This window comes from Flavobacterium aquiphilum (assembly GCF_027111335.1).
In the GTDB taxonomy this organism is placed as follows: Bacteria; Bacteroidota; Bacteroidia; order Flavobacteriales; family Flavobacteriaceae; genus Flavobacterium; species Flavobacterium aquiphilum.
Genome location: NZ_CP114288.1, coordinates 2,289,838 through 2,312,197 on the forward strand (window position 1 = coordinate 2,289,838; position 22,360 = coordinate 2,312,197).

16 protein-coding genes are annotated in these 22,360 nt (G+C 35.9%); 4 read left to right on the forward strand and 12 right to left on the reverse strand.

The features are described 5' to 3' along the window. The first annotated feature begins 119 nt into the window (after positions 1 to 119). Entirely contained in the window at positions 120 to 3,698 is a 3,579-nt protein-coding gene (locus tag OZP12_RS09555; protein WP_281228861.1) for a LamG-like jellyroll fold domain-containing protein, read from the forward strand. Positions 3,699 to 3,999: 301 nt separating this feature from the next. Here the strand turns inward: OZP12_RS09555 and OZP12_RS09560 are convergent, their stop codons facing one another. Both OZP12_RS09560 and smpB read right to left on the reverse strand, forming a co-directional pair. Further along, on the reverse strand, positions 4,000 to 4,677 hold the full coding sequence (locus tag OZP12_RS09560) for a DUF4136 domain-containing protein (protein WP_281228862.1): 678 nt from the start codon (positions 4,675 to 4,677) through the stop codon (positions 4,000 to 4,002). Positions 4,678 to 4,772: 95 nt separating this feature from the next. Then, positions 4,773 to 5,225, reverse strand: a complete 453-nt coding sequence (smpB, locus tag OZP12_RS09565; protein ID WP_281228863.1) for an SsrA-binding protein SmpB — start codon at positions 5,223 to 5,225, stop codon at positions 4,773 to 4,775. A gap of 70 nt (positions 5,226 to 5,295) precedes the next feature. Between smpB and OZP12_RS09570 the strand changes: the two genes are divergently transcribed. Continuing rightward, positions 5,296 to 5,529: a VF530 family protein gene (locus tag OZP12_RS09570; RefSeq protein WP_281228864.1), complete on the forward strand. Its 234-nt coding sequence runs from the start codon at positions 5,296 to 5,298 to the stop codon at positions 5,527 to 5,529. A gap of 136 nt (positions 5,530 to 5,665) precedes the next feature. On the opposite strand, the gene OZP12_RS09575 is transcribed toward OZP12_RS09570, so the two are convergent. Continuing rightward, on the reverse strand, positions 5,666 to 6,217 hold the full coding sequence (locus OZP12_RS09575; protein WP_281228865.1) for a GNAT family N-acetyltransferase: 552 nt from the start codon (positions 6,215 to 6,217) through the stop codon (positions 5,666 to 5,668). Positions 6,218 to 6,236: 19 nt separating this feature from the next. After that, positions 6,237 to 7,085: an aldose 1-epimerase family protein gene (locus OZP12_RS09580; RefSeq protein WP_281228866.1), complete on the reverse strand. Its 849-nt coding sequence runs from the start codon at positions 7,083 to 7,085 to the stop codon at positions 6,237 to 6,239. A 254-nt stretch (positions 7,086 to 7,339) separates the two neighbouring features. On the opposite strand from OZP12_RS09580, the gene OZP12_RS09585 reads away from it, so the two are divergent. Then, complete coding sequence (locus OZP12_RS09585) at positions 7,340 to 9,610, forward strand: M1 family metallopeptidase (RefSeq protein ID WP_281228867.1); 2,271 nt, start codon at positions 7,340 to 7,342, stop codon at positions 9,608 to 9,610. Between the two features lie 225 nt (positions 9,611 to 9,835). Here the strand turns inward: OZP12_RS09585 and OZP12_RS09590 are convergent, their stop codons facing one another. Further along, on the reverse strand, positions 9,836 to 10,876 hold the full coding sequence (locus OZP12_RS09590; protein WP_281228868.1) for an agmatine deiminase family protein: 1,041 nt from the start codon (positions 10,874 to 10,876) through the stop codon (positions 9,836 to 9,838). A gap of 190 nt (positions 10,877 to 11,066) precedes the next feature. On the opposite strand from OZP12_RS09590, the gene OZP12_RS09595 reads away from it, so the two are divergent. Then, positions 11,067 to 12,596, forward strand: coding sequence for a choice-of-anchor I family protein (locus OZP12_RS09595; protein ID WP_281228869.1), 1,530 nt, complete (start codon positions 11,067 to 11,069; stop codon positions 12,594 to 12,596). 144 nt (positions 12,597 to 12,740) lie between these two features. Here OZP12_RS09595 and OZP12_RS09600 read toward each other — a convergent pair whose 3' ends face one another. From OZP12_RS09600 to OZP12_RS09630, 7 genes are all read right to left on the reverse strand, one after another. Beyond that, on the reverse strand, positions 12,741 to 13,628 hold the full coding sequence (locus OZP12_RS09600) for a carbon-nitrogen hydrolase (protein ID WP_281228870.1): 888 nt from the start codon (positions 13,626 to 13,628) through the stop codon (positions 12,741 to 12,743). 139 nt (positions 13,629 to 13,767) lie between these two features. Beyond that, positions 13,768 to 14,421: an NADPH-dependent F420 reductase gene (locus OZP12_RS09605; RefSeq protein ID WP_281228871.1), complete on the reverse strand. Its 654-nt coding sequence runs from the start codon at positions 14,419 to 14,421 to the stop codon at positions 13,768 to 13,770. A 105-nt stretch (positions 14,422 to 14,526) separates the two neighbouring features. Continuing rightward, on the reverse strand, positions 14,527 to 15,369 hold the full coding sequence (locus OZP12_RS09610) for a L,D-transpeptidase (protein ID WP_281228872.1): 843 nt from the start codon (positions 15,367 to 15,369) through the stop codon (positions 14,527 to 14,529). A 176-nt stretch (positions 15,370 to 15,545) separates the two neighbouring features. Continuing rightward, positions 15,546 to 17,240 carry a glycoside hydrolase family 28 protein gene (locus tag OZP12_RS09615; RefSeq protein WP_281228873.1) on the reverse strand — a complete coding sequence of 565 codons (1,695 nt, stop codon included), beginning with the start codon at positions 17,238 to 17,240 and terminating at the stop codon, positions 15,546 to 15,548. A gap of 123 nt (positions 17,241 to 17,363) precedes the next feature. Next, positions 17,364 to 18,551 carry a pectate lyase gene (gene pelA / locus OZP12_RS09620; RefSeq protein WP_281228874.1) on the reverse strand — a complete coding sequence of 396 codons (1,188 nt, stop codon included), beginning with the start codon at positions 18,549 to 18,551 and terminating at the stop codon, positions 17,364 to 17,366. A gap of 317 nt (positions 18,552 to 18,868) precedes the next feature. Beyond that, positions 18,869 to 21,406, reverse strand: a complete 2,538-nt coding sequence (locus OZP12_RS09625; RefSeq protein ID WP_281228875.1) for a pectinesterase — start codon at positions 21,404 to 21,406, stop codon at positions 18,869 to 18,871. Positions 21,407 to 21,421: 15 nt separating this feature from the next. Next, complete coding sequence (locus tag OZP12_RS09630) at positions 21,422 to 22,111, reverse strand: LamG domain-containing protein (RefSeq protein WP_281228876.1); 690 nt, start codon at positions 22,109 to 22,111, stop codon at positions 21,422 to 21,424. Between the last annotated feature and the right edge of the window lie 249 nt (positions 22,112 to 22,360).

Genomic DNA, 22,360 nt, shown 5'->3' on the forward strand with positions numbered 1-22,360 from the left:
AGTACATATAGATATAAAAACTAATTTGGGTTAACGATAAAATAGTATAAAGACAAGAATAAGAGTTATTTGTGTTTTTGACTGTTTTAAATTTTAACTAACCTAAACCAAATTAGTTTATGAATTTAAAGACTTTACTTTTTAAGCAAGTTTCAAAGGCGGTATTGCTTTTCGGACTTGTGTTGAGTTCAGGGAATCTTAGTTCCCAAACGTTAGCCTTTCCCGAAGCAAAGGGATTTGGAAGGTACACAACTGGAGCTCGAGGAGTAGCTAATCCTCAAATTTACTTAGTAACCAATTTAAACGACAGTGGACCCGGCTCGTTTCGTGATGCCGTAAGCCAATCTGGCCGATTTGTAATATTCAAAGTTGGTGGTATCGTTAATTTGCTATCTCAGGTTGTTGTTGCCACTAATACAACAATAGCCGGACAAACAGCACCAGGTGAAGGAATAGTGTTTTTGGGGCCAAGAGTAACATTTACAGGAGCCAGTAATACTATAGCGCGTTATCTTCGTATTCGTTATGGGGGAACAGCCCAAAATCAGGATGCGTCTGGGCTTGCAAATGGTGCAAATATGATTTTTGATCATATGACTTTTACCTGGGGTACCGATGAAGTTTTTTCGATAAATTGGGATAGTAAGGGGTTAAGTCCGGACAATATTACAATTCAAAATTGTATTATAGGTCAGGGAATGCATCGTCACAATCATTCGGCAGGAGGATTGATTCAGCCGTCAGGAGGAAAAATTAGTTTGATTGAAAATTTATATATCTGTAATAAAACCCGAAATAATAAAATAAAAGGGATTAATGAGTTTGTAAACAATGTAGTTTATAATTGGGGGAACTTCGGGAATATTTACGGTCACGCTGAATCTGGGGAAGCTTATATCATGGGTGGGGATTCGGCTGGAAGTTCAGATGTTAACATCATTAATAATTATTTTATTGGCGGCCCCAATACTAGCACTACAAGTACTACACCATTTAGCAGAGGTAATGCTAATTTCTTTTTGTATGGTTCCGGAAATTATTTCGATAATAACAGGAATGGAATATTAGATGGAAATTTAGTTCCTCAGGATTTAAATGGTTACCCTACCGGAGAAGCTGGTAGTATTTTATCTGCACCGTATGATTATCCTATGAAAAACACAAATCTGACAGCTCAAGAGGCTTATGATAAAATTGTGGCAAGCGCAGGTGCATCATATCCAAGGCGCGATCAGGTAGATAATTTGATGATTTCTGATTTGATGTCAAAAGGAACCAAAGCTACTTATGTTTATGTTCAAACCGATTTGACTAATCAGTTTGGATTTGTGAATGGTGGTGCTGGGCATGTTTACGGCGCACCAGCTCCGTTAGATTCTGATAATGACGGTATGCCGGATGCTTGGGAAGACAGTAATGGATTGAATAAAAATAATCCTAGTGATGCTGTTGCTCATAGCACAGTTTCTCCAGAATACTTAAACATTGAAGTCTATGTAAATGGATTAATGAATACAGTACCTCCTGAATTTATAGTTCCTCCTACAACAATTACTTTCACTGCTACTTCAGTTGAGATACCAACCCCTTCAAGCAAAGTTGTTGTAAACTGGAAAGACAATTCGCTAAACGAAACTAATTTCGTAATTGAGCGTTCGACTGATGGAACTTCTTTTGCACAAATCGCGCAAGTTGCAGCTAATACAACTACTTTTACCGATATAAATTTAGTGCCAAATACGTTATATTACTATCGTGTAAAAGCAATCGCAGCTACGGAATCTTCCGCTTATAGTGAAGTGAATTCACTTACAACGCCTGCTATACCTACAGCTCCTGCAAAAGCAGCAAATCCTAATCCGACAACAGGTTTTGATTATGCCGAACTAGCAAACGGAAGTTTAAGCTTGAAATGGACCGGAAGTACTAACACTATAACTTACGCAATTTATTTAGGTACAGATCCATCAAATCTAGCCAAATTAGCTGATGTGAATTATGTGGTAAGCCCTTCGTATTTAGCTACAAATTTGTTACCAAACACTAAATATTATTGGAGGGTAGATGCCTCAAATGCGAAAGGAACTGCAACCGGAACGGTTTGGAATTTTAGAACTATTTCAGATATACCGGCTGATATGGTAGGACATTGGCCTTTTAAAGAGGCAGCTTTAGAAGGTACTCAAATTACCGATTTATCAAACTATGGCAATAACGGGAATTTAGATTCTGACTTTGATAATGCTAATGTTAGAATTGTCGGGAAAGCAAATAATGCTCTTGATTTTGCATCTTCAAGAAATACCAGCTACATGGCAAGTATTCCTAATCAAGATCAAATTTATTTGAACAAAGGTTCATTTTCTATTTCATTTTGGATGAATGCTGCTCCAAATTTGTTGCCAACAGGAACAACAAGTTCTGTTTATGTTTTATGCAAAGGATCATTTACAAAGAACACTACAACAGGGGCAACAGGAAAACGTTATAATCTAGAATTCAAAAGTGGGGAACTTCGTTTTGCTATAGATGATGATGTTATAAAGAAAGAGATAAAGGCTACCGGATCTAAATTTTTTACGGGTAATTGGGAACATGTTGTTTTGATGAGAGATGTTTCAGCTCATAAATTGCGTGTTTATTTAAACGGAGTGCTTCAGAGTGAACTTGACGAAACCGGTGTGACTGGAATTGGAGAACCAACAGATTTGATTATTGGGAACATTGGTGAACTAGAATTAGCAGTTGGAACTGCTCCAGCTCCATATAAAGGAAAATTAGATGAATTAAAGATTTTCAACTATGCTTTATCAGCTTCAGAAATTGCATCTATTTATAATACGACGGTTATAAATGCACCATCTAATTTAACTTTTCAAACTAGTACCATTGCGACGCCACTTGCTTCGAGTACTACAGTTCTAAATTGGAATGATAATTCAAATAACGAAGCAAATATTGTTTTAGAACGCTCATTGGACGGAATTGCTTTTAATCGAATTGCAGAGTTTGGAGCAAATACAACTACTTATACCGATACTGATATTGTTCATAGTACCAAATATTACTATCGATTAAAAGCGACTAACAAAACAGATTCTTCTAATTATAGTGAAGTGCTCGAAGTGATAACTGCACCAGCGCCAGCACCGGTAAAAGCAAGTAATCCAATTCCTCAAAACGGTTCTTATTTCTTGGAGTTACCGACAAGTAATTTTAATTTAGCTTGGGATAGCACAATAGATGCTACAAATTATTCAGTGTATTTTGGAACTGATCCTAATAATTTAAGTAAATTAGGTGATGTGCCTTATTCGGAAAGCCCATCGTTTCAAATTCCTTTTGATTTGACTTCAAGAGTATATTATTACTGGAGGGTAGATGCCAACAATGATTATGGGACAACAACTGGTGATGTTTGGAGTTTTAGAATAACTACAAACGAGATTGTAGTACACCCGAATCCTGTGAAAAATCAAGCTAATATCGAAGTTCCTAATTACAATTCCCAAAATGTGACCGTTACTTTACTTAATCAATTTGGAGCTGTACTTTTAAAAGAAGTATTGGATACAAATGGAAACAGTCAAGGGAATTTTAAGCTTCGTTTAAACAAAAGTTATACTCCCGGTGTTTACATTTTAAATGTTACAGGAGATGATTTGAACAATAATGTGAAAATTTTGATAAAACAATAATTTATTAGGTAATAAGTGCAAGGGGGCTGTCCAAAATAGACTGCCTCTTTTGTTTTATCTAGAACTTGATAATAAACCATTCTATACAAGAAAATAGTTTAAAGGCATTTTGTATTTAATCAAATCATTGTTCATTATGTTGAGGGAAGTATCACATGATTATAAAGTAGGAATATTTCAATCAAGTTGTATTTTTTTTGATTTAAGAATGTGTTTAAGTTGAAAGGGCTTTACCCGGTAAAAAGAAAAACCGTCTGGAAAATAATTTACAGACGGTTTTAAACTTAAAAAAATATTTTGATTAGCTTTTTGCTTTAGCTTTTGGATCCATATAACCATCGGCTTTCATTTGTTGTACACAAGCTTCCATGATTTCATCAACTGTAGTGTCTACGTGTGAAACATCCAATGATTTTGTAGTTGCACTCCAAACCAATTTGTTGTTTTTCAAGTCAAAAATATTGGTTTCTATGTAGTAATAAACGTTTTCTTGGTAGTATCCGGGCGTGTAGTAAGCAGGAGCGTAAGCACCATACCATCCGCCAAATCCAGCTCCGTAACCAACACCCCATCCGCCAACGTAACCGTATCCCATTCCAGGATATCCCATGCCGCCGTAGTAGTTTGCTGTCCCAGGAACATATTGGGTTTCTTTGTCTGCTCTAATGAAACGCAAAGTGATTACGCCATCAAAACCTTCAGTTTGAACAATTTTTAGTTTTTCTTCCTGAGTAAGGTTAAGGTTTTGGTGGTTTAAATAATTATATGATGGATTTAAGACTTTTGGGTTTATCGAAGCGATTCTATTTTCTGTAGCTCTTCTTGAGCTTTCATCTTTTACTAATGCTACAACCAATACTTTCTTGAATTGTTCTTTGGCAAGTGTAGAATTTGGATCTCTCCAACTTGATACAATGGATGTATTACTTCCGCAACTTGCAAAGCATACACAGATTAATACGACAAATAATTTTCTCATGATGTTGTTTGTTTTTTAGTTATAATGTAAGTAAAAGTAATTATAATTTGAAAACAAAATTCATGAAAAGCAATAAAAATTTTACTTTTATTTTCTTAATATGACTTTTTTATCCTGTCTAAATCTCGTTTAGTGTCCTGTTCCTTAAGTGATTCCCTTTTGTCGTATGTTTTTTTACCTCTGCAAAGCCCAATTTGTAGTTTTGCCAAACCTTTTTCGTTGGTAAACAATTTTAACGGAACTATTGTAAGACCTTTGGCTTGGACACTTCGGGCAAGACTTTTTAGTTCTCTTCTGTTTAATAGCAGTTTTCGCTCGCTACGGGCTTTATGGTTGAATTGGTTTCCAAAACTATATTCCTCAATATAGGTATTGATGGCAAAAAGTTCGTTGTTACTGAATTCACAAAAACTTTCGGTAATATTTGCTTTCCCTAATCGGATAGATTTGATTTCAGTACCCGCCAAAACGATTCCTGCCGTATAGGTTTCAAGGATTTCGTAATCGAATCGGGCTCTTTTATTGAGTATGTTAACAGTTTTTTGCATAGTTGCGCAAATTTAGGAACTAATTAATGAATGGACAATTGTTTTTAGGAAAATGCCATAAATTTGCATCATGGAAAAACAACACTCAAAAGACCCGCTTCATGGAGTTACCCTCCAAAAAATAGTCGAAACACTAGTGGATTATTATGGTTTTGACACTTTGGGCGAACTGATTCGAATAAAATCCTTCAATCTAAATCCAAGTGTAAAATCAAGTCTTACCTTTTTACGAAAAACCGATTGGGCCAGAAAACAAGTTGAGGAATTGTATATAAAAACGCTTCCGAAATTACAATCCAAATAATTAGGAGCTTTTTCCGGCTGTCCGCTATATTCCCGATTAACAAAAACTACGGCTAAATTGCCTTGTTTTTCTAAATCGGGAGATGCCGCTTCCATCCGGGCTAGGGGATTTCACTTCACAAGATATTTTAGTGTCGTTATTTATTCAAAAGGGAATAAACCAACGAATCAAGAAAACGGCCTTCGTAGTATTCATTTTCAATAAAATGACCTTCTTTTACAAAACCATTTTTTAATAAAACTTTCTCCGAACCTTTGTTTTCCGGATCCAAAATGGCTTCAATTGAGTGTAGTTTCATTTCTTTAAAACCATACTCAATTACTTTTTGCAAAGCTTCAGAAACAATTCCTTTTCCATTGTATTCAGGAAATATCATATAGCCAACTTCTGCTCTGTAGTGCTCTGGTTTTAATCGGTAATGACCAATGATTCCGATGAGTTTTTCGGGTTCGTCAAGAAAGCAAATTCCCCAATTGATACCAATTCCATTTTCAATTTTATCATCAAACATTGCGATAAGTTCCAAGGCTTCTTCTTTGGTCTTAAGATAGGGTCTGGGAATATATTTCATCACTTCGTCATTCGAACGCAAAGATAAAATGGCCTCAGCATCATTTATATTGACATGTCTTAATAATAAACGCTCTGTTTTTAATATTGGAAATGGTAAAAAGTTAATTTCTAGCATAACGTTAATTTGTTGTTGATTAGAGAATTTCGATACTGAAAGCGGAATGAAAAATTGCTTTCGCTTCCAATAGTTGAATGCCTTCTTTTTCAAAAATATTTCCAGATTTCTCCACAGTGTCCGAATAGCCAAACCAAGGCTCGATACAAATAAAAGGCGCGTTTGGAGTCCAGATTCCTAAATCAGGAAAATCGGTGTAGCTTACTTTTAAAAATGGTTTGGATTTGTCCAAAATGGTAATCGATTTTGAAGCTATGTTTTTGAAAACCAAAGCATCATTTTCAAACAATTTGTAGTTCAAATGCAATTCATTTTTATCTAAAATTAATTCATTTGTTTTATTCGAAATCAAACCTTCTTCCAGTAAATAATAGTTTAAAGTTTCTTCCTTTTCGAAGACCAAACTGTAATTTTTAAAATCGCCTGGTAAGTCAAATGCTGGATGGGCACCAATTGAAAAAGGCATTGTGGACTCTCCATTATTGAAAACTTTATATTCAATTTTTAAGGATCTGTTATCCAAAGTATAAATCAAATGCAAGTCAAAGTCAAAAGGATATTTTTCTTTAGTTGATTGGGGAGCAATTAATGAAAAAGTCGCGCTATTTTCTTGTTTGTCAATTAATTCAAAATCCATTTCACGGGCAAAACCGTGTCTTGATAATTGATATTGAGCATTGTCGTATTGATAGCTATTGTTTTTTAGTGTGCCTACAATAGGGAATAAAACGGGAGAATGCTTTCCCCAAAAATCAGGATTCCCATTCCAGATGTATTCTCTATTTGAATTGTCTTTTAGTGAGCATAATTCGGCTCCTGTGTGTTTAATTTGTGCGGTTAAAAATTGGTTGGTTATAGTTGTAATCACGGAAACAATATTTTGTTAGTAAATGTGTTGTAAAGATATTTTATAAATCTTGTTTTAGGAAAGAAAACGGAAATTATATTAGGTTAAAAATTAATCAAATTCTTAATTTTAAGCATAAATTCATTTTTTTTTCCATTAATTTGCTTTAGAAACATAAAATTTATGAATTAAGCATAACAGGTCGGGATTCGATTGTCAAGCTCTGATGCGTTAATTTTATAAATTCCCCTAATGAAATCAATAAACACCCATATATGAGAAATAATTGTTTTAGAGTACTGTTTCAATTGGCTTTATTAATTGTATTTAATACCTCATGGAGTCAGGATGCAGTTCCAACAGGAACTACCCAACCGGTTTCAAAGTACGATTATCACGATGCCTTTGGTCCATTTTTTTATACCAATAACGGTTCGTCAACACGATCTGCAAATGGAGCACCAGGACATGAATATTGGCAAAATAGGGCAGACTACAAACTAACTGCCAAATTAAATGAAAAAACGAATGAAATTGTAGGTTCCGAAATACTTACTTATACAAATAATAGTACTGATGTAATGTCTTTTGTGTGGATGCATTTGGATCAAAATTTATTCAAATCAGATTCCAGAGGAAATGCTCTTATTCCATTGACGGGAAGCCGTAACGGAGCAAGAGGTGAAATTTTTGACGGTGGCCACAAAATTAAATCTGTTAAAATTGTTACTACTTCAAAAGGCGGAAAATCAACCGAAAAAGAAGCAAAATACACTATTACTGACACGAGAATGCAAATTTTTCTTCCGGATAATTTGAAAGCCAAAGGTGGTGTAGTGAAAATTAAAATTGATTTCTCATTTATTTCTCCAAAAGAAGGTTCGGACAGAATGGGAGTTTTGGATACCAAAAACGGTAAAATTTTTACGATTGCACAATGGTATCCACGTATGTGTGTGTATGATGACATAAGAGGTTGGAATACGAATCCATATTTGGGAGCTTCTGAGTTTTATTTGGAGTATGGAGACTTTGATGCCAATATTACAGTACCTGCGAATCATGTTGTAGTTTGCTCGGGTGAGTTGCTAAATGCTTCTGCTGTTTATACTGCCGAAGAGCAAAAAAGAATTGCTCAAGCAAAACAAAGCGAGAAAACGGTTATGATTCGTACTGCTGAAGAAGTGGCTGCTAATGCTTCAAAAGCAGGAACAACTTCTGAAAAAACGTGGCATTTTAAAATAAAAAATGCTCGTGATCTTTCCTGGGCATCTTCTCCGGCATTTATTTTGGATGGAGCCAGAATTAATTTACCAAGTGGGGCAAAAGCATTGGCATTGTCTGCTTATCCTGTAGAAAGTGCAGGGAATGAGGCTTGGGGACGTGCTACAGAATATACTAAAACTTCGATTGAGAATTATTCCAAAAGATGGTTTGAATATCCTTATCCAGTTGCGACAAACGTAGCTGGTAATGAAGGAGGAATGGAATATCCTGGAATTGTTTTTTGTGGTTGGGAGTCAAAAGGAGAGGATTTATGGGGAGTTACAGACCATGAATTTGGTCATGGCTGGTTCCCAATGATTGTGGGTTCAAATGAGCGTTTATATGGTTGGATGGACGAAGGATTCAATACTTTTATTAATTCAATCAGTTCTTCTGATTTTAATAATGGTGAATATAAAGCTAAGCCAACAGATCTTCATCAAAACGCGGATTATTTTACAAATCCAAAGAATGAACCAATAATGAGTTCTCCTGATAATATGAAAGAAAAAAATATTGGTCTTTTATGTTATTTCAAACCAAGTTCGGGATTGATTACTTTAAGGGAACAAATATTAGGACCGGAGCGTTTTGATTTAGCGTTCAGGACTTATACAGAGCGTTGGGCTTTTAAACACCCGGCTCCGGACGATTTTTTCAGAACTATGGAAAATGTAGCAGGTGAGGACTTAAATTGGTTTTGGAGAGGTTGGTTTGTGAATAACTGGCGATTGGATCAAGGTGTGAACTCGGTTAAATATGTGAAAAATGCCCCAAGTAAAGGAGCTATAATCACTATTGAAAATTTTGAAAAAATGGCAATGCCAGTGGTTTTGGATGTAAAAACCAAAAGCGGAAAAGTAACCCGTGTTAAACTTCCAGTTGAGATCTGGCAGCGCAACGTTGATTGGTCATTTAAAGTAGAAACTACCGAAGAAATCGAAAGTGTAGTTATTGATGCCGATCATACATTCCCGGATGTGAATGAAAGCAATAATACTTGGAAATCAGGTACAGGAGTAGTTGAAAAAGATATTATTTTGGATGGGTACCTAGGTAAATTCTCTACTAAAGCTGCTCCTTTGAAAATTGAGATCACCGAAAAAAACAGTGTTCTTTACGCTGAAATTACCAATTATCCGAAATTTTCACTTGCACCAATTGGTAAAGATAAATTTGAATCCAAAGAAGCAGGTGTAACCTTAGAGTTTAACGAGGCGAAAAATGCATTTGATATGATTATCAGTTCCAACCAAAAGTTACCTTTTACAAGGGATTAGGGAAGTTTAAAAGGTTTAAAAGTTTAGAAGCCTAAAGTTTTAAGCTTTAAATCTTTAAAATATTTGTTTTTTATTTTCAAACTTATAGCCCAAGGTTTTAGCCTTGGATAAGTTTTAGTTAGGAAGATTAGAATAAAAAAAAAAGACTTGTAGGAAATAAAAATCTACAAGTCTTTTTTTTAATAATTCTTTAAGAAAATAATTTGCGAATTTGCGGTAAAAAAATTACTCCGGAATCTGCTGACTTAAGCAGTGCAACGTTCCAAATCCCCAAATGAAGTCAATAGCACTAATCCCGATAACTTCTCTGTCAGGGAAACATTCTGCCAAAATATTTAGAGCGATTCTGTCATTGGCATCATTAAAAGTTGGAACCAAAACACAATTGTTTAAAATCAAGAAATTGGCATAACTAGCCGGTAAACGCAATCCGTCAAAGTCAATTCGTTTTGGCATTGGTAACGACACTATAACAGGGGATTTTCCATCTTCAAGTTTAGCATTTTGCAGTCTTTTTAAATTGTCTTGCAATGGTTTGTAATTGCTGTCATTAGGATCCAATTCAACTATGGTTACAATAGTGTCTTCATTTACAAATCTGCATAAATCATCTATATGCCCGTGAGTGTCATCGCCCTCAATTCCGTCGCCTAACCAAATTACATTGGTAACTCCAAGGTATTCTTTGAAAATGGCTTCGTAATCTTCTTTGGTAAAACCTGGATTTCTAACTTGGATATCAGGGTGCATCAAGCATTCTTCAGAAGTCAATAACGTTCCTCTACCGTTTACATCAATAGCACCGCCTTCGACAATTACAGGTTTTCCTTTGTACATTACTTGAGTAACAGGAATATTTAGGAAATCACCAACTTTGGCAGGAACATGTTTGTCCAAATTGATGTTTCTATATTTTGCCCAACCGTTAAAATTGAAGTTTAAAGCTTCTCTTTTTTCTCCGTTTTTTACAATAATTGGACCTGAATCACGCATCCAACTGCGATTGGTTTTATGTATAATGAATGAAACGCTGCTCATTTTTACATAAGCCATTTCAAGCATTTCGGTCACTCTGTTCTTTTGAATTTCATCGGCAACAACCAAGAATACCTGTTCGTAAGTAGCAACTTTTTTGATGAATTCAACAAAAGCCCACTGAACGGCTTCATATTTCCCCGGCCAATCTTTTCCGTTATGTGGAAAACACAATAAAATTCCTTGTTGTTTTTCCCATTCTGCAGGAAATCGTCTTGTAAGTGTTGTCATATTTAATACTAATTGTAATGCGTGCAAAGATAAACAATCAGTAGAATTAATAAATAGTAATGAGGATTACATTTTTGGCCAAATGCGATTCAAATCTTCCGAATAGTTATGTTAAAGTTTTCGTAATATTTCCTTAATAGAGGTTATAAGGGCGAAAAGTACTTTTGAAAAAAATTATAAAAACATAAAAATGGTAAAGAAAAGTGTAGCTGTATTGGCAATATTATTTTTAATAGTAGGTTGTGATAACAACAACAATGATTCAAGTAAACCTACTGAAGAAACAGTAAATGAAAATCCGTCAACTTTCAAAGAAATTGGTTCTATAACCATTGGAGGTACAGCCGCCGCTGAAATTAGTGCTTATGACGAAACTACTAAAAAACTTTTTACCGTTAACAACAGTGGTGTGAACAGAATTGATATAATTGATCTTTCTGATCCTTCAAAGCCTACCATAGTTGGTAAAATTGATTTGACGGTTTATAATGGTGCAGCCAATAGCGTGTCAACTTACAATGGAAAAGTTGCTGTAGCTATGGAATCTACCATAAACAAGCAAGATCCGGGTAAAGTTGCTGTTTTTGAAGCTTCAAATTATGCCCTTGTAAAAGAAGTAGCCGTTGGAGCATTGCCTGATATGATTACTTATTCTCCTGATGGAAAATTTATTTTGACTGCCAACGAAGGGGAGCCGAACGATACTTATTCGCAAGACCCGGACGGTTCGGTTTCTATTATTGATATAACGTCCAATTATGCTGTAACAACTTTGAATTTTGCAAGTTTTACGAGTCAATTAGCTGATTTAAAAGCGAAAGGGTTTAGGATTGCAAGCCCGACAAACAATTTTGCCGCCGATATTGAACCAGAATACATTACTGTTTCTGCCGATTCAAAAACAGCTTGGGTTACTTTGCAAGAGAATAATGGCATTGCTAAAATTGATTTAGCATCAAAAAAAATCACACAACTTTTTCCTTTAGGTTATAAAGATTACAATTTGGCTGAAAATGCTTTGGATATTAATGATAAAGATGGTGGTGTCGTTTTTAGTACCTGGAAATTGAAAGGCTTGTTTAATCCAGATGCCATTAGCAATTTTGAAGTGAATAACGTTCAGTATATTGTTACTGCAAATGAAGGTGATGCCCGTGAATATTCTGCTTTTACAGATGTTCGAAGAATAAACCATTCTTCCGTTATTTTGGATCCGATTGCTTTTCCAAATGCAGCTTTGCTAAAAAATGATGCCAATATGGGAAGATTGAATATCAATGTGAAAATGGGTGATACTGATGGCGATGGTGATCTTGATGAATTGGTTGCTTTTGGAGGTCGTTCTTTTTCAATATGGAATGCTAGTACAGGACAAATAGTTTTTGACAGTAAAAATGAATTAGATAAAAAAGCATACGAAGCAGGTCTTTATGATGACGGAAGAAGTGATGATAAAGGTGTGGAGCCAGAAGCTGTTTATGTAACGAAAATGGGAGATAAGCAAATTCTTTTTGTGGGAATGGAACGCGCTGATGCGGTAATGGTTTTCGATGTAAGCAATCCAACGGCTCCAAAATACCTGCAAACTTTAAAAACAGGTGATGCTCCTGAAGGACTATTGTTTATCCCGGCTTCTAAAAGTCCAACGAAAAGAACTTTGGTTTTGGCAAGTTGCGAAGGAGACGGTTCTATTAAAATTTTCCAGCCTGAATTAAACTAAGATTTTAAGCTATTAAGTCGCTAAGACTTTAAAATAAAGAAGCCCCTAAGATTTTTGAATCTTAGGGGCTTAGTGTTTTATACTTAAGAAAAAGTTATGTTTCTTTTCTTAGAATCTTAGCAATATGGAGTCTTAGTGACTTAGTTAGTCAATCGCTCTTTTGGTTATGTCACCAAAGGCATCGATTCTTCTATCTCTAAAGAAAGGCCAGTTTTGGCGTACATTTTCCTGTAAATCCAAGTCAACTTCAGCAATTAGGATTTCTTCTTTATCGTGTGAGGCTTGCGCCAAAATTTCTCCTTGTGGCCCCGCAATAAACGAAGAACCCCAAAACTGAATTCCAGCAGTTCCTTCGATATATTGTTCCAAACCAATTCTGTTAGCAGCAGCAACATATACACCATTGGCAACTGCATGGCCTTTCATTACGTTCATCCAGGCACCATGTTGATTTTCGCCGTATTGTTCTTTTTCAAGCGGGTGCCAACCGATTGCAGTTGGGTAAAATAATACGTCAGCACCTTTTAAGGCTGTTAAACGTGCAGCTTCCGGATACCATTGATCCCAGCAAATTAAAGTCCCAATTTTTCCTTTTTGAGTAGGGAATGCATTGAAACCTAAATCACCAGGTGTGAAATAGAATTTTTCATAGAAATGTGGGTCGTCCGGGATATGCATTTTACGGTATAATCCAGCTTCTGAACCATCAGTGTCGATGATATAAGCACTGTTGTGGTAAATTCCTGCCATTCTTTTTTCGAAGAAAGGAACAATGATTACCACTCCCAATTCTTTTGCCAATTCACTAAAAGCAATAAACGAAGTGCTGTATAATGGTTCTGCCAGAGCAAAATTTTCAACATCTTCACTTTGACAAAAATAATGACTGCTGTATAACTCAGGCAACGAAATCACCTCAGCCCCTTGATTGGCTGCATCGCGCACCCAACTCAAACATTTCTTAAGGTTATTTTCAGCAATATCGTTTAGATTCAACTGAATCACTGCTATTTTGTATTTCTTCTTTGACATGGTAAAAAAATTAGACTGCAAAAGTAGTTATTTTTTACAAAGAGTAAAAGCGTATTTAGTTTGTAAAAGAATAAATGAAAACGCCTCCAAAAAGCATTGTTTTTGAAGGCATTTTATTGTTTTTTAGTATTGTTTTGGATTAATTGACCACTTTAATACTAAATGTTCCAATTGTGGCTCCCCAAATTTTTAACCATAGTAAGATTAAACATTCGGTTCCTCTGGCAGCAGTGATATCGCCTAAATCTATTATTGATTTTTCTTTCCATCCTATTTCGTACAACAAATTTTTGACTTCATTTTTAGCTTCTTCATCGTTGCCACAAATAAAATTCGTATGATCACCATCCTGAAGCATGGATGGAATCATCATCAAGGTACTCCACATCGTGTTGAATGTTTTTACCACTTTTATATTTGGAAAATTTCTTTGAATTTCTTCACCTAATGAATTGGTATTACAGAGCTCAGGAATTAGACTTAAAGGTGCTCCTTTACTGGTATCAATAGGGTTCGATACATCAATGATGATTTTGTTGTTAATTCCACTCCCTGCAGATTTTAAAGCTGCAATAGAGAACTCTCCTTTGACACAATTGAAGATAATTTCGCCAAATGTAGCAGCTTCTTCAAAAGTGCCTTTATAAGCATTTTTATCATGTTTGTTTACAAATTCGGTTGCTTTTTCATTCGTATTGCTTCTAGATCCTAGCATTACTTCATGACCTAATTCAATTAATTTTGAGCCAATTGTTGTGCCAACTGCGCCTGTGCCTAAAATTGCTATTTTCATTCGGGTTAGATTATAGTTAATGAATTATAAAGTTAAAAAAATATAGGAAATATAGCAAGAGTTTGAAAATTATATCTATTCTCTAAACTTAATATATTGTAGTAGTTATTGTTTTCGATTTTCCCTTTTTTCCTGTTCCGTTAAGATGTCGTCCAGATAAGGTGAGGTTATTTTTTCGATTTCGGATGGAGAGATATCCAAAGCTTTAGGATTTTCTGTTAATTGCAGCCAGGGTTTTGGCGCATCAAAATCATATTTTCCAAAAACAATCACGGGAGTTCCTTTGACCAAAATGTTTTGATCGTCTTTCAAGATCCATTGATCAGCCCATTTGTAAAGGTATTTGGCGTCTTTTTCCAGTAACCGCAAGCAAGAATGCGAGGCCGGATAACCGGGCAAGTCATATTGATGCCAGCCCACACCGGCTTTGTTCGCAATGTTAAAATTCCAACGCAAGTCCCACTCATCATTAAAAGTACTGGTTGTTCTTTCAGCTTTCCAGTTGGTGAAAAAAAGCCCGGTAGGCGTTTGTGCCAATTTTCGCCCCATATTGGTTGGTCCAGTGTGAATTAGCTCGCCATTTTCATAAGCTGCAAATGTTTGTGTGGGATAGGAAAAAAAGACAATCTTTTTGACAGGAATCAGATAAGGAACTTCTAAAGGAAACGGAAGATAAAACTCAATATCGCCACTCAAATCCCCGGGGATAAGGATGGAATCCTTTTTTGTCAAATGCGATTTATCCATGCGGTTAACGGCAAGAACAATTTGGAGTTGTTTGTTAATCGGATTTTCAGAGAGCCATTGTTTTGTGTCTTCGAAATGAAATGAAATGTTTTTAGGCGCTTTTCGGATAATTGTTTTTTTGACAGTAATAACTTCGTCTTTTTCCTTTTTGCACGAAACGAATAGCAGAGCTAGGGCGAGTATGAGAATTATCTTTTGCATAGTTTGTTACTTTGGGAAATAAAAATTCAACAAAAGGCTATCCTAATAATAACGGGAATAAACAGAGTTATTATTTCATTGGCGCAAAAAAACCTTTTATTTTAGAACTATAGAAAAAGGAAAACCCGCTGAATGCCAAAGCATCCAACGGGTTCAAGTTGAATTAGTATTTGTTTTTAAAATTTAACAGCCGTTTTGGGAACATTTTCTCCAACAACGGTTTTTTGGTTGAAATCCAATTTTGGATTTGAAACCAATTCGATGTTTTTGCAGGCTTCACCATTTATGCTTACCGCTTTAGGAGAAGTCGAATTGAATTCGGTGTTTTTGATAGACAAATTTTTACCGTTATAGATTTCAAAAACGCTAGGGTTTTCTATATCCAATTTGGCATTGTTGATTTTGATTCCGTTAGCATCGATGATTGAGAAACCTTTTTCTGCTTTAACATTCAAATTAGAAATTTCGATGTTTTCAAGGTTCATTTCTGGTAAACCTTGAAGGAACACAGCTTGAGAAGCACCATTTATGGTAATGTTTTTAATCGTGATGTTTTTGAACTGTGGTGTTTTTTCATCTACCGGAACAGCAACATTATTGATTTTATTACCACCTTCGGCCAAAGTCTCGGCAATGGATTTTCCACCGTAATAAAGGTCGAATGAAATAGCTTGTGACGGGATATCAGTCATAAAAATGTCCGAAATAAAAATGTTTTCAACGATTCCACCACGTCCACGGTTACTTTTGAAACGTAATCCAACATCAGTTCCCATAAAAGTACAATTGGAAACGTGCATGTTTTTTACACCTCCCGACATTTCACTACCTACAGTTACACCTCCATGTCCATGATAAACAATGTTGTTTCTGATGACAAGGTTTTCGCAAGGAATCCCGCGGTCACGACCGTCTTTGTCTTTTCCTGATTTAATACAAATTGCATCGTCTCCTACGTCAAAACTCGAATTTTCAACAAGAACATTTTTGCAGGATTCAACATCAAGACCATCGCCATTTTGGGAATACCAAGGATTACGAACCGTCACATTACGAATAATCAAATCCTGAATCATCAAGGGGTGAATATTCCATGCAGGAGAATTTTGAAACACAGGCCCGTCAAATAAAACTTTTTTACTGTTTTGGATACTTACCATAACCGGACGAAGAAAATCGCGAATTGCCTCAAAATCTTCTTTAGTTTTTAAATCCAAGCGTACATTTTGATCTGTATTTCCTGCTGTAGCTGCTTTAAAATACTGTTCAGAAGGATACCAACTTTCTTTTTTATCGTTGAGCACTCCTCCCGAAGCGACTACAGCTTTCCATTGGCTTTCGGTAAGTTTTCCTTTTTTCACCATTCGCCAAACTTGTCCGTTACCGTCCCAAACACCTTTTCCTGTGAAAGCTACGTTTTCTAGGTTTTTACCGTAAATAGGAGACATACAACGCCAAGTGTTTAAACCTTCAAAACTGGTTTGTACCAATGGATATAAATCCTTGTTGGTTGAAAATTTAATTAAAGCACCAGCTTCAGCATGCAATTCGATGTTGCTTTTTAAAATGATTGGTCCGGTAAGCCAAATTCCAGGAGGGATAATCACTTTTCCACCTCCTTTTTTGGATACAGCATCAATCGCATCGGCAAAAGCTTTTGTGTTTAAAACGGTTCCACCATTTACAGCACCAAAATCTTTAATGTTTACCGTGTTTTTGGGTATTATTGGCTCTTGTACTTTTGCCATTTTGAATTCAACGTTCGGGTAGGCCACAACCGACTTTGAGTTTTGGGCTGCAACATCTTTGGAACAAATTGCCAGGAATGCAGTCAAAGCAATACATAGTAAGCTAATTGGATTCTTTTTCATTCTTAAATTATTATAGATATGTGGATTTTTTTTAAACGCTAATTTTAAAAAATAGATTTATGTAATCGATTACACAAATATATTTAAAAATTGTACAGCTTTGTTTTAATTATTAAAACATTTTTATTGTTTTATGATAGCAGTTGTTGGAGCCCATTTCTTTTGCCATTTCGGATATTTATCCAAAACTTTTTGAGGCGAGTAGGTGTACCAAGCGTAACCAACGCGTCTTTCGCGGCTCACTTCAGCTAATGAGTACAAATATTTGCTGTCTCGGTCGCAAAACAAAGGGCGTTCAGTTCCTAATTCATAATAGCGAGTCCAAATAGGAGGTGCAGCAGGGTCGTTTACCACTCTGTTGTCTTTGGTTACCGTTTTGTATTTTGATTCAAATTGAGGTGCGTCAAATGTTTCGACTCGGGTATTATGAATTTGCGAAGCAGCAAACCATTGCACGGCACTTTCTATCGACTTAATTATCTTTTCATTTGGGTTGTCCAAACTCATCAAAAACAAAACAATGTCGCTGCTTTCTCCGTTACAAATGCTTGGCGGTTCAAATTTTCTAGCCCATGCCGGAAGCAAAGTGATTTCATCGTGTTGCTGGCACCAGGCAGTCAATTTTCCATTGTCCACAATTTGCATTTTTAGGATACAATCCAATCCTTTTTCGTAAGCCTTATCGACTTTATTTTTTGTTTTAGCATCAATAAAAGCAAAATTAGGGTCATTATCAATAATTTTTTTTAGCAAATTCATAATTCCCATATAAGCTCCGTCATTGAAGGTTATATGACGGCTGTATCCTTTTTCCAAAGGAAAATATTGTGGCCAGCCACCATTGCCATATTGCGCATCAAAAATAAAATCAATTCCTTTCAGGCATCCTTTTTTATAAGCCTCATTCTTTGTTACCGTATATACCTGCGCCAAATAGTAGATATGTGTGTAAGTTGTTTCATTGTCAAAAGTAGTATGCAAGATTCCTTTGGTATCGATGACTTTTTGCACTTGTTCCGGCGTCAAAATGGCTCTCATGTCATAATTCTTTGGCCATCCGCCATTATTTCGTTGAAACAAAAGGATGTTATCTGCAATTTTGGTGTAATCCGACTCGGCGTATTGCGGCTGATTTTCAACCGGATTCACAATATTGCCCTCGTCCTTAATGTGGTACCAGTGATTTACACCATCTTGAAACGGTTTGGTACTGATGCTGTTAACATCGGCATTATTTTGCGCCTGCAATTCAAAGCCTGTAAAACCAAGCAGTGCAGTGAGTATTGCCAATTTTTTTAAATCTATTTTCATACAAATCTATTTTTTTTGGTTGTGATTGATTTAGGGTTATGTTTATTTTTATTTTTTGGAGCAGAACATTTGTTATTCAATCAATATTCCTCCCGCTATTCATTGCAATTCCCGACTAATAAAAACTACGGCTAAAAAGCCTTGTTTTTCTAAATCGGAAGATTTCCATTTCTATCGGGGCTAGGGGACAACATTTTACTTTCATTAGAAGATCTCCAAAGGAGAAAGTAGAAATAATAGCTTTCAACTTGAAGAGAATCATATTCATTATTTATTTTTTCTCATTGAATTTGCCATTGTCATTGAAATTGTTTTTCTCATTGCCATTCTATTTTTAAATCTTTTATCAATGTCGCTCCGCTGCCAATCGTTCCTGTATGCTGAAAACTAATTCCGCCAAATTGGTTTGGTGTTATATTAGCCTCCAAATCCACTTTTTTGACTACATCTGAGGGGTAATTCCCCGCAAAATAGTCTAACGGATTTTCAGCATGAACGATAAGTTTGTTGTTTTTTATTTCAATATTGATGATGCAATTCGGTCGGAAACAGGAAGTTGTCACCGGATTACTGATAGCTGTTGGATTCCCGTTTTCGTATTTCATCAGGACAAAATCAACGGCATCGCTGTATTTTGTTGTGCGAATGATGCGAAGGGCATAACCACTCATTTCTTTGTTGTCCATTTTGATGCCGATATCCATGTATTGTGACCTCGCACTACTGAAGCCTTGGCCTGCTGTTTTGGCTGGAATAGCAGTAAAACTCATTTTCATGTTTCCAAAAGAATCACCAACAGGATTGTAGCGCATCCGTGCACCTTTCGTAGCTTGGATAAAACCAATATCATTGGCCGCACCATTTTCTCCCGAACCATAATACCATGGATCTTTACTGTTGTCTCCAGTCCAATTGTGTTCACTAGTATCGGCGGGAGCAAAACTGTCAAGTGTCCAAAAACCAGGCAAGATTTCCGGTTGGTATTTGGCCGACATGTTTTCGAGATTTGGAACTAAAACTTTTGAAGACTGCTTGATATCTGTTTTTGAGATAACAGAATTAAAAACAATCGTTTTTGGGGCTCCTGCTTCGCAACGCAAGTGTTTTGGCGAAATGCTTGCCATGATAAAATAACCAATATCAGCTGTCGAAAGCTCGTAAGTTTTCAATGGTTTATTCAATCTGGAAACACTTATCTCGATAGGATGTGAACCTTGATTATCACGACATCGATACCATTGAATTTGAGATTGGTCTTCATACAGCATGTCCAATGCGTAATTCAATTGTAATTTACCATCACTTGTTTTATTGATTTTAGGCAGCTCCTTGAAATTTGGAGGAGCAATAAAAGAAGGTGCTATACTTAGAACTCTTGCTCCTTCTAATCCTGACGCTGTAGAAGCTACGATAATAACTTCTTTTGTTTCATTCTCTTCATTGGTTGGAATAAGGGTGCATTTGCCCTCGCTGTTCACTTTTAGTTTTACCAATGATTGGTATTCCGGAGCTATTTTCCAATTTATTTTTTCCCCTTTTAACTCATAGTTTCCAAAACGATAAATAATAGCTTCCAGCTGGAGGCTGTCTTTTCCTGTTTCCAGTTTTTTTTGCGAAGGCAGAATCGTCAAAAGTGTTGGGATAGAGGAGTAGTTCCTTCCTGTATCCTTCTCGGCATTTTCAACCTTACTTTTGATTCTCATTGGATCCCAATTGTCGTTTCCTCTTAACAAATTGTAAGTGTTGTAAACAACCTCGTTGTTGTATTCGAAACGATAAGCGTTCAGAATTTCTTTTTCGCTCATATCAACAGTAATATTTGGGATGTCGCTGCTTAAAATTATTGGTTTGTTGTTCAGGCTTGTATTGAATTGATAGCAACGGGCTTCAGTATTTGGAATGTCACGCCATCCCAAATAGTTTACATTTTTTCCGGTAAATTGGGTGTCAATCGTAGTGACAGAACCGCTTTCTTTTACAAAATATTGTTGGTCCCGGGTAAAGGATTTAATATCGCAATTAAGGAAAACCGCACCTGTGCCTGATGTTTTGTAAAAAGGTTTTGAAGAGTAAAATTCAAAGTCACAATTGAGATATACTGCAGTTCCGTTTAGAGCATCATCGGTGGATTCAAAATGGCAATGGTCAAACAATGTTCTTTTGCTACCCCAAAATGGTGCTAAATTCAAACGGCTTACAAAACGGACATTTCGAGCAAAAACTTTATCTCCATTTGAAAAAGCAAGTTGACCTTGAACAATTGCAGAGCTGCGTTTTACACGGTTTAGTTTTGGATTTAATGGGTACACCAAGTCAATGTTGCAGTAATTTCCAAAGGTGAGATTTTCGGCACTGGTGCCATCTCCTTTGATGTCCAACATTGTAAAATTTCCTTTTGCTCCTATGGTTTGCCCGCGGTTTGACGCTAAAACCACATTTTGAGGATCATCTGTCAATCCTTGAAATTTCAGCCACTCGCACTGTATTTCTAGTCCAATGGGAGGTTTTCCTTCGCTTTTAGGTAAACGAATTTCGGGGTCGTCCGGATTGTCAATCCAATAAACCCAGGGAGCAATGTATAAAACCATTGGGTTTGTTTCAGTTCCATTGGTCAAATGTTTCGACGCTTCGTTTACCGAATTATAAACATATTTATATTTTGAAACGTCTTCATCTGTCAGCTGACCGTCAATAAAAAAAGCATTGGGACCCAGTACGATTTTTTTTCCTTTGTAAATAATATGATTTCCTTTGAAAATGATGTCTTTGCTCAGCTTTTCCTGAGAAAATAGATTAGACACATAGCAGAAAACAAATACAATGGAAAGAAGTAAGATTTGAGCCGACTGTTTCATGATTTTTGTTTTTAATTAACGCGTTTCATCCTTTAAAAAAGGCATGAAATCATCGGGCTTAATTTCTTTTGGAGTAATTCTTATTTTGTAAATGTCTCCTTTGAACCATGAAACTTTATTTAGGCGGACACCGATGGCGGTTTTTCCTGTTGTAATTGGCAGAAAAGTAAAGGCTTCCTGCAATTCCAGTTTTCCGTTAACATAAGAAGTCAGTTTGTTTGGTGTAACTACAAAAGCCACATGATACCATTTTCCCAGAGGATGAATCAGTTTTTCGCTGGCGAGTGGTTTTTTATTAGTTCCGGAAACAGCAAAAACATCAAAATACCAGTTGGAATCAACGGCTCGGATTTCCAGTAATATTCGGCTTTCCCTGCTTTCCCCGATATGGAGGACACGTTGTTCGAATACTCCGTTTAGATCCGGTTTGAATATCATTTCTAAGGTAAATTCCTGAAGTGAATTCAGAGGTAGCTCGTTTAGGAAAAGCGCGTCATCCTTTCCGTTGAAAGCCACAGCTTCACCATAAGGAGAGTTTGTTATTTGGGGATTTCCGCTAATTTCGGTGGTGTTTGATTTTTCGCGAAGCAAATTAGCTACCAGCCACTCGGTATTGGTTTTCGTCTTGTTTTCGGAGTTTTGACCTTTTGTGGCCAATGAAAAACAAACGAAAAGTATTGTGATTAACCGCGTTGCTGAAGTCATTTGTTTATCGTTTTTGGATTTGTTTGAATTGCGTATAACGTTTATTTAGATGTTATTTTTTGAATTAGATGAAAAAAAAGTGAAAAATTTTAATTAATAATTCAAATGTAATCGATTACACAAATATATAAAAAATAGTTTCAAATTATGAAATGTTGGAAAGTTTGTTCTTTATTCGATGTTATTTTTTTGATGTCTGTAAAAAAGCAGCATGTTTTTTTTTAGGCCCTGATAGTAGTGGAAATCCTT

What these genes read in the sequence shown, in the direction of transcription:
- OZP12_RS09625 (WP_281228875.1), bottom strand. Translation starts at nt 21,406, where the DNA reads ATGAAACAGTCGGCTCAAATCTTACTTCTTTCCATTGTATTTGTTTTC.
- OZP12_RS09610 (WP_281228872.1), bottom strand. Translation starts at nt 15,369, where the DNA reads ATGCAAAAGATAATTCTCATACTCGCCCTAGCTCTGCTATTCGTTTCG.
- OZP12_RS09585 (WP_281228867.1), top strand. Translation starts at nt 7,340, where the DNA reads ATGAGAAATAATTGTTTTAGAGTACTGTTTCAATTGGCTTTATTAATT.
- OZP12_RS09555 (WP_281228861.1), top strand. Translation starts at nt 120, where the DNA reads ATGAATTTAAAGACTTTACTTTTTAAGCAAGTTTCAAAGGCGGTATTG.
- OZP12_RS09630 (WP_281228876.1), bottom strand. Translation starts at nt 22,111, where the DNA reads ATGACTTCAGCAACGCGGTTAATCACAATACTTTTCGTTTGTTTTTCA.
- pelA (WP_281228874.1), bottom strand. Translation starts at nt 18,551, where the DNA reads ATGAAAATAGATTTAAAAAAATTGGCAATACTCACTGCACTGCTTGGT.
- smpB (WP_281228863.1), bottom strand. Translation starts at nt 5,225, where the DNA reads ATGCAAAAAACTGTTAACATACTCAATAAAAGAGCCCGATTCGATTAC.
- OZP12_RS09570 (WP_281228864.1), top strand. Translation starts at nt 5,296, where the DNA reads ATGGAAAAACAACACTCAAAAGACCCGCTTCATGGAGTTACCCTCCAA.
- OZP12_RS09595 (WP_281228869.1), top strand. Translation starts at nt 11,067, where the DNA reads ATGGTAAAGAAAAGTGTAGCTGTATTGGCAATATTATTTTTAATAGTA.
- OZP12_RS09590 (WP_281228868.1), bottom strand. Translation starts at nt 10,876, where the DNA reads ATGACAACACTTACAAGACGATTTCCTGCAGAATGGGAAAAACAACAA.
- OZP12_RS09615 (WP_281228873.1), bottom strand. Translation starts at nt 17,240, where the DNA reads ATGAAAAAGAATCCAATTAGCTTACTATGTATTGCTTTGACTGCATTC.
- OZP12_RS09560 (WP_281228862.1), bottom strand. Translation starts at nt 4,677, where the DNA reads ATGAGAAAATTATTTGTCGTATTAATCTGTGTATGCTTTGCAAGTTGC.
- OZP12_RS09605 (WP_281228871.1), bottom strand. Translation starts at nt 14,421, where the DNA reads ATGAAAATAGCAATTTTAGGCACAGGCGCAGTTGGCACAACAATTGGC.
- OZP12_RS09600 (WP_281228870.1), bottom strand. Translation starts at nt 13,628, where the DNA reads ATGTCAAAGAAGAAATACAAAATAGCAGTGATTCAGTTGAATCTAAAC.
- OZP12_RS09575 (WP_281228865.1), bottom strand. Translation starts at nt 6,217, where the DNA reads ATGCTAGAAATTAACTTTTTACCATTTCCAATATTAAAAACAGAGCGT.